This is a genomic window from Novosphingobium sp. 18050 (assembly GCF_902706195.1).
Classification (GTDB): domain Bacteria; phylum Pseudomonadota; class Alphaproteobacteria; order Sphingomonadales; family Sphingomonadaceae; genus Novosphingobium.
On sequence record NZ_CACSJO010000026.1, the window covers coordinates 39,446 to 53,581 of the forward strand.

The following is a 14,136-nucleotide window of genomic DNA, read 5'->3' on the forward strand; positions in this document are numbered from 1 at the left end:
CCATGATCCGCCATGTCCTGCGCTATCCCAGCGCCCGCGCCGCCTGCCTGATCCTTGGCGTCGTCGCTGTCCTTGCCACCGCCGGCCCCGCCCTCGCCCCGCATGATCCGCTGGCACAGGATACCGCCGCGCTGCTTCAAGGACCGAGCGCGGTGCATTGGCTCGGCACCGATGCGCTGGGCCGCGATGTTTTCAGCCGCCTGCTGGCGGGCTCCACCGTCTCGGTGCTGGCAAGCCTGCTCTCGGTGGCGGTCGGGTTGTTGCTGGGTGTGGTTCCGGGCCTGCTTTCGGTGTTTCTGGGCAAGCGGTTCGAATGGATAAACCTGCGGCTGATCGACGCGCTGATGATGCTGCCGTTTCTGGTCTTCGCCATCGCGATGACCGCGATGCTGGGCAACGGGCTGGTGCAGGCGATGTTCGCGGTGGGCATCCTCATCACTCCCGTCTTCTTCCGCGTCAGCCGAGCCGCAGCGCTTTCCGTCGCGAACGCCGAATATATCGAGGCGGCGCGCCTCATGGGCGCATCGACCGCCTCGGTCATCCGCCGCCATGTGCTGCGCAAGGTCGTGCCGGCAGTCGCGGTCTCGGCCGCCTCCATGACCGGTGCCTGCCTTTCCATCGTGGCGTCACTGACCTTCCTCGGCATCGGCGTCGTCCCGCCCGACCCGACGTGGGGAGGCCTTCTCGCGACCGATCTCGCCAACCTTTATGATCGTCCCTTCGGCCCCATCGCTCCCGCCCTGCTTATCGTCGCCACGGTCTGGGCGCTCAACGCCCTGGCCGATGCGATGCGCGACACCGGCACCGACAACAAGGAGAAGCCCGCATGACCGGCAACGTCATCAGCCTCGACAGCCATGTTCCTCACGGCCGCCGCTCCGAAATCACTCTTGTCGAGCCGCTGCTTTCAGTACGCGGCCTGCGCATCACCGCGGCGGATGGCCGCACGCTGGTGCGCGATGTCGACCTCGACCTGCCGGCGGGAGGAACGCTGGGCATCGTCGGCGAATCCGGCAGCGGCAAATCGCTGACCTGCCGCGCGATCCTCGACCTGCTCCCGCCGGGCCTGGCCCTTGCTTCGGGAACGATCCGGTACCGGAATGTCGATCTCTCCGGCCTTGACGCCCGTTCATGGCGGGCTCTGCGCGGCATCGAACTGTCTGCCGTATTCCAGGACCCAGCCTCGTACCTCAACCCGTCGATCCCCGTAGGCCGGCAGCTGACCGAAGCGATCCGCGCCGTGCTCAAACTGAGCCGTAAAGCAGCCCTCGCCCGCGCGCTGGAACTGCTCGGCCGGGTCGGTTTCAGGGACGCGGAGGCGGTCTACCCGCAATATCCCCACGAACTGTCGGGCGGCATGGCCCAGCGTGTCCTGATTGCGCTCGCGATCTGCGCGGGGCCAAGCCTGCTGATTGCCGACGAGGCAACCACCGCCCTCGATGCGACCATTCAGGCCGAAGTGCTGGACCTGATCGCCACCTTGCGGCGCGAGGAAGACCTGACCCTTATCATGGTATCGCACGACCTCGCCGTCGTCTCTCAGGTCTGCGACCGGATCGTGGTCATGCGCGGGGGCGAGATCGTCGAGGCTGGCCCCACCCACAGCGTTCTACACCACCCGAAAAGCGACTATACGCGCAGCCTGATCGACGATCACGCGGTCCATACGATAGATACCACCGAGGGCCGCCAGCCGCCGGCTGCCGCGCCGGCAAGCCCGCCCCTGCTCAGCGTCAGCGGCCTTGCCGCCGGCTATGGCATTCGAACGGTCGTGCAGGGCATCGACATCGAGGTGGCACCGGGCGAGATACTCGGCCTCATCGGTGAGACGGGATCGGGCAAGACGACGCTGCTGCGCACGATTCTTGGCCTGATTCCGGCAGCGCGCGGCGCGATCACACTCGATGGTCAACAGATCGACGGATTGAGCGATAGGCGCCTGCGCGATTTCCGCCGCTCGGGTGCCCTGCAATACGTCTTCCAGGATCCCTTGCGTAGCCTCGATCCCGATCTCACGATCGGCGAGTCCATTACAGAAGGGCTGCGCCTGCAGGCAAGCCTTGGTCTGTCGGCGATGAAGGCTTCTGTGGCTGCTGCCCTCGTCTCGGTCGGCCTGGACCCGCAGTTGGCCGACCGGTTGCCAGGCCAGCTTTCCGGCGGCCAGCGCCAGCGTACAGTGATCGCCCGTGCTCTGGCCCTCGATCCCAGGCTGCTGCTGCTCGACGAGCCGGTAAGCGCGCTGGATGCGGTAAACCGGTCGCACGTGCTGAAACTGCTGCGCCGCCTCGCCGACGAGCGCGGTATCGCCCAGATTTTCATCTCACACGATCTCGGCTCGGTTGCAGGCATCGCTGATCGGGTGGTCGTCCTTCATCACGGCGAGATCGTCGAGACCGGGCCTGCCCGCATGGTGCTGGCGCACCCGGCCCATCCCTACACGCGCAGGCTGCTTGCGGCTGCGCCGCGTATCCCCCGCGAGGCGCCTGCTGCCGCGCGCCCCCTGTTCACCGCATATTGAAGGAGGCCCACATGGCCAGACAAGGATTGAAGCTGGGCGCCGTTCTGATCGGCGTTGGAGACGCATCGGGAAAGCAGTTGTGGCGCGATCCGGACGTCCCGCTGGATGCCAGCGTCAATATCGACTGGTACGTCAGGCAGACGCGCGAGGCGGAAGAGGCGAAGTTCGACTTCGTGTTCATCGTCGACAGTCAGTACATCACGCCCGATTTTCCGAACCATCATCTGAACCGGCTAGAGCCGCTGACGCTGCTTTCCGCAGTTGCGGTCGCCACCAGCCGGATCGGGCTGGTGGCCACGGTCAGCACCACCTACAGCGAACCGTTCGACATCGCCCGCCGCCTCGCCTCGCTCGATCTCATCAGTAATGGCCGTGCAGGGTGGAACATAGTCACTAGCCAGGATCCCGGCACCGCCGGCAACTTCAGCCGCGCCGGGCACGGCGACTACGAAGCGCGGTACCGGCGCGCCACGGAATCGGTAGAGGTGGTCCAAGGCCTTTGGCACTCCTACGAAGACGGCGCCTTCTCGCAGGACCGTTCGGCACCGCGCTTCCTCGACCCAGCCAAGCAGCACCGCCTTGACCACCGCGGCGATTTCTTCTCGGTAGGCGGCCCCCTCAACGTCCAGCGCTCGCCCCAGGGCCAACCGCCGCTGGTGCAGGCTGGAACATCGCCGCAAGGCCGCGAGCTCAGCGCGCGTGCGGCCGATATCGTGTTCAGCTTCGCCCGCACGCCCGAGGAATCGCTTGATCTCGCACGGGACGTCCGCGCGCGCGCAGAAGCGATCGGGCGCGATCCGGACGAACTCCTGTTCATTCCCGCCCTGGGCGTAACCATAGCCGACACCGACGAAGCCGCAGCACAGATCGAACGGGACAGGACCACCGCAGGTGACATTCGCGACCGTCTCGGCGGACTATCACGGCAATTCGGTGGCCATGATTTCAGCGGCTACGACCTTGACTCGCCCTTCCCTGATGTACCCCTGCCGGAAGCTGCGGGCATTCGCAGCTTTCACGATGATATCGAAAAGGCCCGTCAAAGGGGGTCCACCTTGCGCAACGTGCTGGAAGCACAAGCGCTGTCCTGGTTCCGGCTCGCCGGCTCTCCCCGCACGATCGCCGATCGCCTTCAGCTCTGGTATGAAAGCCGCGCCGCCGACGGCTTCAACCTGTTCGTCCAGCACCCGGCCGACTGGGAACGGTTCCGTGCAGAAGTCGTTCCGATCCTTGTGGAACGCGGCCTATTCCGTGCCGAATACGAAGCCACCACCTTACGGGGCCACCTTGGCCTGCCGCATATATCCAACCGCCATGCCGGAACCGCCAATGCTGCTGCCGCAGCGACCGACAGGGAACGGGCGGATGCTTGAGCGAGCATCAAATGCATAACGACGTGACCCGATTGGATGTGGAGGACTCGTGGGAAGTCGGCAACGTAGTGTCAGAACTTGCTGATATCCGTCGCCATTGGCGCAGCACGAATGCCCGCCATGCCGAATTCGGCGTTGAAGGTTTCCCATCCCGCATTCGGCTTGCCAAGATCGTCGAAGAACTCTGCGGTGCCCTATTCCCGCTAAGATTGGGACCGGACTTCGTGCGGCGCTCAAACGAGGACCACTTCGTAACTCAATCGCTACAGATTTCCCTTGCCAGGCTGCATGCTCAACTGAGACTTGAACTGGCCTATGCCAGTGAAATCGCGGACCGGGAGGAAGTGGATCAACGTGCGAACCAGACCGTTATCGCGTTCCTGCACCAGTTGCCGGATCTACGCCGCCTGCTCGACTTGGATATCGAGGCCGCCTTCCGCGGCGATCCAGCCGCGCGCAGCATCGATGAGGTGCTGATATGCTATCCAGGGCTACTGGCAATCATTCACCATCGCCTCGCCCATGCCCTGCATCTTTTGGGATCACCACTGGTCGCACGGATCATTTCCGAGATATCGCACAGCAGCACCGGTATCGATATTCATCCCGGCGCCCAAATCGGACAGGGCTTCTTCATAGATCACGGAACCGGTGTGGTGATCGGTGAAACCACGATCATTGGCGATAACGTGCGAATTTACCAAGGCGTGACGCTCGGTGCCAAGAACTTCCCTGTGGAACCAAATGGAGCCCTCATAAAGGCGCTTCCGCGGCACCCGATGATCGAAAACGATGTCGTAATCTATGCTGGAGCGACCATTCTTGGTCGAGTCACAATAGGCTGTGGCTCAGAAATCGGCGGGAACGTATGGATCACACACGACATCCCAGCTTTTGGGCGCGTTTTTCAGGCTTGCGAACAAACAACCGTTATTCGGCACAACAGCGAAGCGAAGCATGCCTTGGGGTAAAACGACCAAAATTGAACGGTTACCCCGATTTGTCTCCTCAAGCCTGTGCGTGTCTTCAGATTCGATCGAATCTAGTCCGCTTTGATCCCAGGCGTTCCCGAAAAGAAATCAGCATTCTGAAAGTGTAATTCCGCTAATCCAGCATACGTCGGCCAAGTTACCGATATACACCGGTCGCGAAATAACTGCTCGTGAATGAGGCACCCGTACAAGGTGTGGACATCTGTCAGAATTGCCCGAGCATCTCGATCAACGAACAGGCGATAACTATGATCCGCAGCTAAAGCACAGCGGTATCGCCTCCCGACCCTTTGTTGCCATTCAGCGGCCAATTTTGCGTTCTCAGGTGCGGTCGGTCCGCTTTCCCATTTTTGACGCTGAAAATGGGCGATAGGAGAATGTCCGGCCCGGAGCTGGATTGGTGGGATAGCTGACACTCGCGCCGCGATGCTCGCGACCAAGTTCCACCAATCGCTGGTTCAAGTCCGAACGTCTGCTTCTACCGGAAGTCCCCGTCCGTGGGCCGGATTTAGCCAAGCAGCTTCGCACTTACTATTGAACGAGCTTTTTTAGCATTCGGGGCGGTGGCCGGCGCCGCATGTATAGGAAACAGTCATTCGCCTTTAACCAGGTGGCGGGCCTCACGGTACGGGTTTGATAGCATCGACAACTGTCAGTTTTGCGAAAGCGTTGGCCCCCACGCGGGAATTGGTGACGAGAATTGTTGCGCCTGGACGCAGGCTCGCCTTAAGCAGCTGATAGAACGCGCGCGGCATATCCACCCGGTTGGTGATTGCCTCATCAACCTCTCGCCCTTCGTCATCCTCGTGACCTGCCATACCGACGTAGACCCAGTGCGGCTGTCCATTGCGCGTAGTAAGAGTGATCACGTGCGAGCCGGGGTCCGTGTCTTTGACGATCGCCACGCTGCAACCGATCTCGGTCCCACCGCGCAGCACGACGATGCGCTGGTCGAGCTTCGAGACGATGATCGACAGCGGGCCTTCGGGTGCAGCTTCCGGGTTCCAGCGGTATTGCTCGCCACCGCGCAGAGCCAGATGCTCTACCGGCTCCCCGCGGCGATTGAACGGGACAAGAAGACTGTTCTCGCTGGTGCGGATATGGGCCTGCGCATCGCCCTCGACCACTATGGTGACGCCGAGATCGGTGATCGCGAAAAGCTGGCGAGCGAACTCGTAGGGCAAATGGACGCAGCCATGGCTCTCCGGATATCCCGGCAGGCCGCCCGCGTGCAACGCCACCCCGTCCCAGGTCAGCCGTTCCTGGAAAGGCATCGGGGCGCTGCTGTACAAGCTCGAGCGGTGCTTCGCGTCCTTCTGGAGGATGGTGAACACGCCCGTCGGCGTGTCATGTCCCGATTTTCCCGAGGATACGGTGGTTGCGGCAATTCTTATGCCATTGCGATAGACCATCGCAATCTGGCTGGAGAGATCGACGTAGATCAGCACTGGCCCGGAGGGTGCAACAGCAGGGGCCCAGACCCACTCCCCCGGCTTGAGATGCTCCACCCGGCGCGCGAACTCCGGCGGTGAACTGGCAGTCGCTCCTTGTGCTTGAACCGCCGAAGCGAAGGCGCAAGGGGCAGACACCGCCACAAGGGCGGACAGGCACTGCAATTTTGCCATCCTGAAAGCCAGACTCATCGGATCGTAGAGATCCCGTGGTCTCGCCCCGGCCCGGTGTAACTCACGTCGCGCGTCTCATCCGCATTTGTCGATACCGAAACGGTGACGCCGTCGGCGCTGGCTTCGTAATATTGCTCGTTGGAGATGTTGACCTTTGCCTGCTTGCCGCCAAGGCGAACCGGGCCGCCCTCGTCCGCATGTACTTCGATGCCGCCCGGGCAGGTGGCGTCAAGTTGAGCGATGCTCGCCTGCGGATCTGCCTTTGCTGCGGAGGGTGTGGGCATCGAAGTTTCGCTGGACGCCTCAGAGGCGGACGGCGCATCGGTCGCGGTGTCCTCCTCGATCGGCGCGGGGGCTGCCATTTCAGAGGCCGTCACGCCCGTCGCCTCCGATGTCGTAGGCGCGTCAGCCTGCCCGCAAGCGGCTAGAAGTACGTAGCAAAGGGGAACAAGGGCTTTGTGTGCTCGCATCGCGATCTCTCCTTCGTCTATTTCAGATCTTTGTGCGCCGATGCGACCCAGCAGGCCAGAACAAGGCCATCCGGCACAGTGAGTTTGATAATATTGCCGTGGCGGGAGAACTGCGCAAAATTCTGCCATCCCGGTGCAAGCGGCAGCCCCGATCTCGCATAAGCTGTTATTTGCCCTGCCGCATCGTAAAAGACATGCGCGGCATCGCCCGGCGCCATGGAAGTCACCTGTGCATCGTCACCGGCCAATGTCGTGCGATCCGGCGCTGGCGGCATCCGAGATGCCTGTAACAGCGCGATACGGTCATTGTAGGCGGCGCGCACGCAGGAGGCGTGTTCGCGCTGCATCGCGCACATGCTGCGACGCCTCAGCCATTGTTCCTGAGGCTCAATCCAGCGGCTCGTTGTTGGAATACTCGTCGTTTCCAGGAGTGCGCGCATGCTTCGGTCAAGCTCCAGCAGTTCCGGGGTGTCGCACACCAGCTGGTCGGATGCATATTGCGGGTGGAGACAATCGGCCGTGAGTTGTTCGCGCGGCGGCGGAACTGCGAGCGCGGGGCCGGGAATTAACGCCGCCAGCAAGAGCGCCGCCATATTCGATCGTGCATCTGTGCCGAACCGCATCACGAGCATGTTGCTGGCGTTCCTGAAAAACCTACACACAGACTGCTAACCCGAGGATACGCAGGCGACAACTGCTGTGGCCGGCACCAGCGTATCTAAAATCGCATACCAGAGGCAGTAGAGGGCTGTTTTTCCCTTCGAGAATTCCCCCTCGCATGTTGGCGGGCTGCACCTTAGGTTCATGAAAATCGGATGGGCGACCGTGCCAGACCGGAAAGCAGCGACGGGGGGACTATGTTCCAGCATAATAATTCCGTTCCGGACTATCCGTATTACAACGATATCCCGGCAAGCATAGGCTGGACAGACTGGATCATAGTGCTGCTGGCGCTGGGTCTGGGCTTCGCCGCGCTTACGATTATTCCCCACATACCGTGGCTGAGTATGACGCTCGACGGCCTGCTGCGCTCCGTCCTGTTTGGCACGATCCCCCTGAGTGCCTTCGCCTGGCGGGTAGGGCCCGCATGGAAGGCCATATTCCATGGCTGGCGCAGGAATTATCTGTGGTGGGGCCTGGTATTTGGCGTGATCAACCTGCTCTTCACTTACGTGATCGGCACGCTTGCGATGGGCCATATGCATCTTGCCGACAACAGTGTCGGCGTTGGCCTGAGCGACGGTGATATCCCCGGCGGACCGGCGATGTTCTACCTCAGGACCGGGATCCAGCTCGTTGGCGAGGAGGTTTTCACGATACTGCCGTTTCTGTTCCTCATGTGGCTGGGTGTGAGAATACTAGGGCTTCCTCGCGCAGCAGCGATCCTGCTTGCCTGGATTGGTTCGGCCTTGAGCTTCGGGGCGATGCACCTGCCAGCTTATCACTGGAACATCGGCCAGGCCTTCTTGTTGATCGGCCTCGTCCGCCTTGTTCTGACACTTGCATACATGACGACGAAAAGCATCTGGTCTTCGATTATCGCGCATGTCTTGAACGATTGGGCGATGTTTACATTATTGATAGCGGCGACCGCACTGGGCGCATGACCTGTGCGCATCATGGCCCCTGGAGAGTGGACCGGGCCGGGGCGACCTAGCGCTCTTCGCACCGCCCGGTGAAGTCGGTCGCCTCGCGAATGTGAACGATGCGGGCGCGGCGATCGTAATCGATCCGCGGCTTGTTCATCCCGTTCATCCGATACTGGCCCGTGATACGGTCGGGCGTCACCATCAGGTCTTCGATCGGCCACCAGCCCTGCACACCGCCCGAATGAATGGGCGAAACCAAGTTGCCGGAGGGGTGGACGCGGCCGAGCCCGTTCGCAATTTCGATTTCCAGATCGGACGAGAATGCGTCACGGCCTAGTGTCGTACCCATCTCATATTCGAATTTTTTTGTTTTGGAGTTGTACCGATAGCCCGAATTGCTTTGGGCTGCGGGACCGCTCCCCGACCCGATGCAGACCAGAGAGATCGTTTCGCCGCGGCCAGCGCTTTCCTGGGGCGGTCTGCCTCCGGTATCGGAAGCAGGCGCACTACAATTTGCGGCAGGTACCCCCTGGATCACGGTATAGCGGCCATCCGCTGTGGCGACCGAGATGCACTGGCGCTGCCGCTCGCTCCACCAGATGGACCACTTGGTGTCCCTCACCGTGTTAGTCGTGATGTGGGAATAGCCCCTTGCTTCCAACTGAGTTTCACCGCCGGCTGCGCGCGCACCCACAAGGTCGGATACAGCAGAAGGGGTCTGGGCGAATGCCTGGTCGTGTGCGGCACCCGCCGCCAACAGAAGAATTGCCGCCGATAAAACACGCATTCTCAGTCCCCTTGAAATCCGAGTCTTGGCGCAAGATTAGCGCGCCATGACGATCCTCACAATGATCCTCATTGCTAGTCTTCAGTCAATAAGCATGAAATGTTTGCTGTTTTTCGCGGAAGCGAATTTCAATAAAGTAAGGCATTCGCTGGGCGTTTTATGATGTGTACTTAGCAGCCTCCTGACATGCCTGTTTGTGGGCCCGCTATTCGGGTCTTGCGGGATTCTTCCGGCCATCATGAATCCAAAGGTCGCGCTGAGGAAAGGGGATCGTGATCCGGGCGGCATCGAAGGCTGCGACGATTGCGAAGAACAGGTCCGAACGAACCGAAACTCGGTCATTCACGTTGTCGACGACACACAGCAGCTTGAGATCAATTGCGCTGTCCCCGAAGCCATCCATGATGACCTTGGGGGCGGGCCGGTCCAGAACCCGGGGATGGTTGGAGGCGATCTCGATCATCGCCGCCTTCGCCTTCGCCAAATCGCTGCCGTATGCCACGCCCACGGGTAGGGTAATCCGCCCTTGGTTGCTGCCATAGGTAAGATTGGTGACGTTACCCGACGTCAGCGCCGAGTTGGGGATGATGAGCTCGTGCTTGTCCAGCGTTTCGATATGCGTCGAGCGGAAGGCGATCTTGCGGACGTGGCCGGAAAAGTCTCCGACCTCGATCCAGTCGCCTTCCTTGATCGGGCGCTCGATCAGCAGAATCAGGCCGCTCACGAAATTGGCCACGACCGACTGCAAACCGAAACCGACGCCCACCGAAAGCGCGCCAGCGACGAAGGCCAGGTTGGAAAGGTCGAGACCGGCGGCCGTGATCGCCACGACGGCTGAGAGCGTGAGTCCGAGGTAGCCAAATCCCGTGAGGATCGCCGCTCGTGCGCCGACATCCATGCGAAGGCGATCGAGTAGGGTGTAGTGGAGCAGCCTCTGCAGCCACCGGGTCAGCGCATATCCAAGCAGGAACACCAGTCCGAATGTCATGACGCTGCCGAACGAGACCTGGATCGCGCCCAGAGAAACCCCGTTCTTCAGGGTGAGGATCGCATCGATGATGCTCTCCGCGCTTGCCCCCCAGGTGATCGCGATAAGCGGTACGGCTATGAGGAAGATCAAGAAACCGAACAGCAGCGGAAGTAGCTGGAAATAGCGCGATTCCGGATGCTGATTGCTCTCGACGAGAAGGCCAGCCGCTTCCGAGAGGGAACGGAAAAGGAACAGCGCCGTACATATGATGGAGAGCGAAATGATTGTCGAAAAAAGGACATAACGCGCAAAGGGGATGAACCCAGCGAGAGCGATCAGCGGCGAGATTACCGCCACGCCAGTCATGAAGGCAGCGGTAGGATGCAGGAAATCCGATGGCGGTCCCGTGATATGTTCGAGCTTTGCGGCGCTGCGCGCACCCTGGCCTCGGCTTACCATGCGAGCCAGCTTCCAGAGGCAAAGTCCGGCTGCGACAACAATCGCGAACGCCACAAGCGCGCACAGTGCCGGCGGATTAAGCGGAAGGTCCTCGAACTGCTCCAACAGCGAATCCGCGGCAAGGCAGGCGCCAAGTGCCGTGGTCAAGCGGATGGCAGACGGCGCGGCGCCGTCCGGCAGCCGAATGAGCTGCGCGGGAGGGAATGCGGGCGCCAGCACACTATGCGCCAGCCAGCGGGCATAAATCACGGTTACCCCGGCGCCAACCACCGAGCCGCCCAACGAGGCCAGTACAGGCAAGTCCGCCGCCACGAAACCCGTTACGATAAGTGCGGCCAGCAATGCGGTGGCCGGGATCGCTACGTCGAGCATGTCCCGCAGGAAAGCGAAGCCCAACTGACCCCGAGGTGTCGCGGTCCCACTCCGTGCGTCGATCCTGGCGCGAAGAGCCGAACGGCACCAGAACGCCGCCCAGATCGCAGCCAGCCCCAGCCCCAGTGCGATTGCCAGTCGAACTGGCAGAGGAATGGTCGATCCGGCCCGGGGCTGCTGCGTGGCTATCGATACCCTTGTCGGCAGGCCGAGGGCGCCGGATCGCAATTCCTGGCGGGCGGCGGTCCATGTACGCGGCTCCAGGATCGTGCGGTCGTGTGCGAACAGCTTCGCGCGCCGCTTTGCGCGCAGGATTTCGTCGATGTCTCCTATCAGCACGGATGCCTGGGCATGAATATCGCGGGCGGCAATCGCCGGCCCTGCTTCTCGCGACAGGTCGGCGTTCAGTGCGGCGCGCTTGGCCTTGACCCATGCAGGCTCCGCATTGTCCTTGGCAAGGGCATGACTTGCCTCGCCAAGTTCTGCCATTTGCGCCTCGGTGATCCGGCCTCGCAAGGTGCCGCGCTCGACGAGTTCAAGCGCATCTTCACGCTGTACTGTCAGCTTGAGGCGCAGATCCTCCCAACGATCGGCAGTAATCTCGTCGCGTCGCTTCCTTGGTAGCTCGAGCAATGTTGCCGCGCCGGCCGCAGTCTGACGCCATTCGTCTATTGCGATTTTGTCGTCCACAGTCGTTTGGGACGAGGCGGGCGAAAGTGGGCCGATCAGTGCCAGACTTCCGGCCAATATCGCGAGCATCCAGCGAGAAATCAGTGCAACCTCCTGAGTTCGGTGACGCTTGCATGATTGGCATTGCGCATTTCGTGCTCAATCGCAAGGTCTTGTCCTGAAGACGATGACCAGTGACATCATGTACCGATTGATAGTTTGGAATAGCCTTCCGTGGTCTGAGACCTGGGATAGAGCCGAAAACGAGCCCTGTGGGACTGTACGGTTGCCGAAATGTGGTTTGCCATACGTGCCCGGCGGACCGCCAATGATGAGCTAGGCTGCAAAGCCAGCCCGCTCAAAGCCTCCTGCAGGCGCGCGCATCAACGTCGACAAACCCAAGTCACCCCGAAGCAGTCGGTCAACATGGCGCAGAACAGTGACCATGCGGATTGCCTGATCGGATCTAGGTTGGTCGTCGCCGCGCTCAGTGCTGCCCAGCTCTGCTCGGTCTCGACAGCCGTCGATCCGCGCAGCGAAACGTTGACGGCGTTGCCGCCACCCGTTGAATCCATTCCCCACCCCAGTCGGTGCCAAGTAGCTGCTGCTGCGTAACCGTGAATGTCCGCTTTTGGAAGCGACGGAGGGGACATCAAGTGACCTGAATGGGCGCGTGGCGGCCATTTCCGCCGCCGACCCGTTCCAGCCCTTCAGCCGCCAATTTCTATTTGCCAGGTGCTGACGGTCCGCTATTTCGACGGTTGCCGAACAATTCAAGCCATTCGTGCATCACCGGGACGCGGAGCTCAGAGCACGGGTTTGATCGCGTCGACCACAATCAGCTTTTCGAATGGGTTGCCGTCGACGCGTGAATTGGTGACGAAGATCGTTGCGCCCGGCCGGCAAGTTCGCCTTGAGCAATTGATAGAACTCTCGCGGCATGTCCACCCAGTTGGTGATTGCCTCAGATGTGGCGAGCGTTTTCGCTGTCCTGGTTCCCGAATTGCGCCCAGGAGACTGCCCTGCCGCATGAGAAAGCCTGCTGTGCTGCCCATTTTCGCGCTCCCTACGTCCGCGATTTTTAGAAGCGCAGGCACCGCAACATTGTACCCGACGCTGCGAATTGCGCGCCAGAACGCCTTTCCACGAGCAATTCGGCTTGTGCCAACATCATCTGCGCCGATGCCTGCTGGCGTTCGATGATCGTGACCCCGTCCAGTATTTCGTCTGCAATCCCGCAGAGAAACTGGTCCCTTTCCCTTCCGGCCGGCACATCCTCGAGCAGGACACGCTCACACCATCGCAGGGCATAGTCGAAACCCGCCCCCGAAAGTGCGCAAATCAGCGGCGCGAGAAACAGGCGCGCCGTGGTGAGGGCTGCGGTTGGATTACCCGGCAGCCCCAGCACATGGGTCTTGCCGATCCGGCCATACCAGAGCGGCTTGCCCGGCTTCATCGCGACCCCTGAGAACAAAAGCTGCAGCCCCAACGGCATCAAGGCCGCGCGCGTTCGATCGCGGGTCCCGTCAGAGGCGCCGCCCACCATCACGATCACATCGGCCTCGCCGAGCGCAAGCTGCGCAGCCGCTCGCAGATCGTCGATCCGGTCGCCCGATCGCGAGGCACCGACCGGCTTTGCGCCCCATTGCCGGGCCATCAGCAGCAGGGCTTCGCTCAGGCTGTCGGGGATCGCGTCTTCGTTGGCCCCTGCCCTTCCTGGCGGCGCAAGTTCATCGCCATTAGTGAGGATATGGAGGCGGGGGCGGCGCCATACCGGCAGCCTGTCGAGGTCGGCAGCAGCGGCCACTACCATGGTGCGGGCGTCGATCCGGGTTCCCGGCGCAAGCAGCGCGGTGCCAAGTGCGAAATCGGATGCACGAAGGCGCACGTGCGGCTTGCCCGAAGCGCGCGGGACGATCACCTCGCCGCCTTCGACGCGGGTGTATTCGCGTATCACCACGCGGTCCGCGCCGGGAGGCATAGGCGCTCCGGTCGAAATGCGGATGGCGGTGCCGGGTAGCAAAGGCGAGGGCGTCTGACCTCCCGCAAAGCTTTCTCCGCACAGTTTCAGCCGCGTCACTTCGCCGGCCAGATCCTGCGACCTGACGGCAAATCCGTCCATCGCCGCGCTGTCACGCCGGGGCGAATCGATCTGCGCCACGGCAGCCCGCGCCAGGATGCGCCGCCCTGCCTTGGCCAGCGGCACCCATTCGAGGCCGAGCGGCACGGCGCCCTCTCGCACGATGGCCTGAGCCGCATCGAAGCTGATCGTCGCTGCGCAGGGAATTTCCGGAGCCGTCGCCATATCCGTT

12 protein-coding genes are annotated in these 14,136 nt (G+C 61.8%); 5 read left to right on the top strand and 7 right to left on the bottom strand.

Features of this window, described 5'->3' with window-relative positions; genetic code table 11:
• Positions 1 to 2: 2 nt before the first annotated feature.
• From GVL61_RS19975 to epsC, 4 genes are read left to right on the top strand one after another with little or no spacing between them, the layout of a single operon-like run.
• Positions 3 to 830, top strand: a complete 828-nt coding sequence (locus GVL61_RS19975; RefSeq protein ID WP_159982418.1) for an ABC transporter permease — start codon at positions 3 to 5, stop codon at positions 828 to 830.
• Positions 827 to 2,518: an ABC transporter ATP-binding protein gene (gene nikE / locus GVL61_RS19980; protein ID WP_159982419.1), complete on the top strand. Its 1,692-nt coding sequence runs from the start codon at positions 827 to 829 to the stop codon at positions 2,516 to 2,518. Before GVL61_RS19975 ends, nikE begins: the two co-directional genes overlap by 4 nt.
• 11 nt (positions 2,519 to 2,529) lie before the next feature.
• A complete protein-coding gene (locus tag GVL61_RS19985) occupies positions 2,530 to 3,891 on the top strand; it encodes an NtaA/DmoA family FMN-dependent monooxygenase (protein ID WP_159982420.1) in 1,362 nt (453 codons plus the stop codon).
• An 11-nt stretch (positions 3,892 to 3,902) separates the two neighbouring features.
• Positions 3,903 to 4,862, top strand: coding sequence for a serine O-acetyltransferase EpsC (gene epsC, locus GVL61_RS19990; protein WP_159982438.1), 960 nt, complete (start codon positions 3,903 to 3,905; stop codon positions 4,860 to 4,862).
• 641 nt (positions 4,863 to 5,503) lie between these two features.
• On the opposite strand, the gene GVL61_RS19995 is transcribed toward epsC, so the two are convergent.
• From GVL61_RS19995 to GVL61_RS20005, 3 genes are all read right to left on the bottom strand, one after another.
• Positions 5,504 to 6,508, bottom strand: a complete 1,005-nt coding sequence (locus tag GVL61_RS19995; RefSeq protein ID WP_159982421.1) for a L,D-transpeptidase family protein — start codon at positions 6,506 to 6,508, stop codon at positions 5,504 to 5,506.
• Between the two features lie 14 nt (positions 6,509 to 6,522).
• A complete protein-coding gene (locus GVL61_RS20000; RefSeq protein WP_200844876.1) occupies positions 6,523 to 6,885 on the bottom strand; it encodes a hypothetical protein in 363 nt (120 codons plus the stop codon).
• A gap of 110 nt (positions 6,886 to 6,995) precedes the next feature.
• Complete coding sequence (locus GVL61_RS20005; protein WP_159982422.1) at positions 6,996 to 7,610, bottom strand: hypothetical protein; 615 nt, start codon at positions 7,608 to 7,610, stop codon at positions 6,996 to 6,998.
• Positions 7,611 to 7,793: 183 nt separating this feature from the next.
• Here GVL61_RS20005 and GVL61_RS20010 point away from each other — a divergent pair, with 183 nt between their 5' ends.
• Positions 7,794 to 8,585, top strand: a complete 792-nt coding sequence (locus tag GVL61_RS20010) for a CPBP family intramembrane glutamic endopeptidase (RefSeq protein WP_159982423.1) — start codon at positions 7,794 to 7,796, stop codon at positions 8,583 to 8,585.
• 46 nt (positions 8,586 to 8,631) lie between these two features.
• Here the strand turns inward: GVL61_RS20010 and GVL61_RS20015 are convergent, their stop codons facing one another.
• The 4 genes from GVL61_RS20015 to GVL61_RS20035 all read right to left on the bottom strand — a co-directional run bounded on the left by GVL61_RS20015 (position 8,632) and on the right by GVL61_RS20035 (position 14,129).
• Complete coding sequence (locus GVL61_RS20015) at positions 8,632 to 9,354, bottom strand: hypothetical protein (protein WP_159982424.1); 723 nt, start codon at positions 9,352 to 9,354, stop codon at positions 8,632 to 8,634.
• A 205-nt stretch (positions 9,355 to 9,559) separates the two neighbouring features.
• Positions 9,560 to 11,788, bottom strand: coding sequence for a mechanosensitive ion channel family protein (locus tag GVL61_RS20020; RefSeq protein ID WP_159987323.1), 2,229 nt, complete (start codon positions 11,786 to 11,788; stop codon positions 9,560 to 9,562).
• A 419-nt stretch (positions 11,789 to 12,207) separates the two neighbouring features.
• Positions 12,208 to 12,399: a hypothetical protein gene (locus GVL61_RS20030; protein WP_159982427.1), complete on the bottom strand. Its 192-nt coding sequence runs from the start codon at positions 12,397 to 12,399 to the stop codon at positions 12,208 to 12,210.
• Positions 12,400 to 12,905: 506 nt separating this feature from the next.
• Positions 12,906 to 14,129, bottom strand: a complete 1,224-nt coding sequence (locus GVL61_RS20035) for a molybdopterin molybdotransferase MoeA (RefSeq protein ID WP_159982428.1) — start codon at positions 14,127 to 14,129, stop codon at positions 12,906 to 12,908.
• Between the last annotated feature and the right edge of the window lie 7 nt (positions 14,130 to 14,136).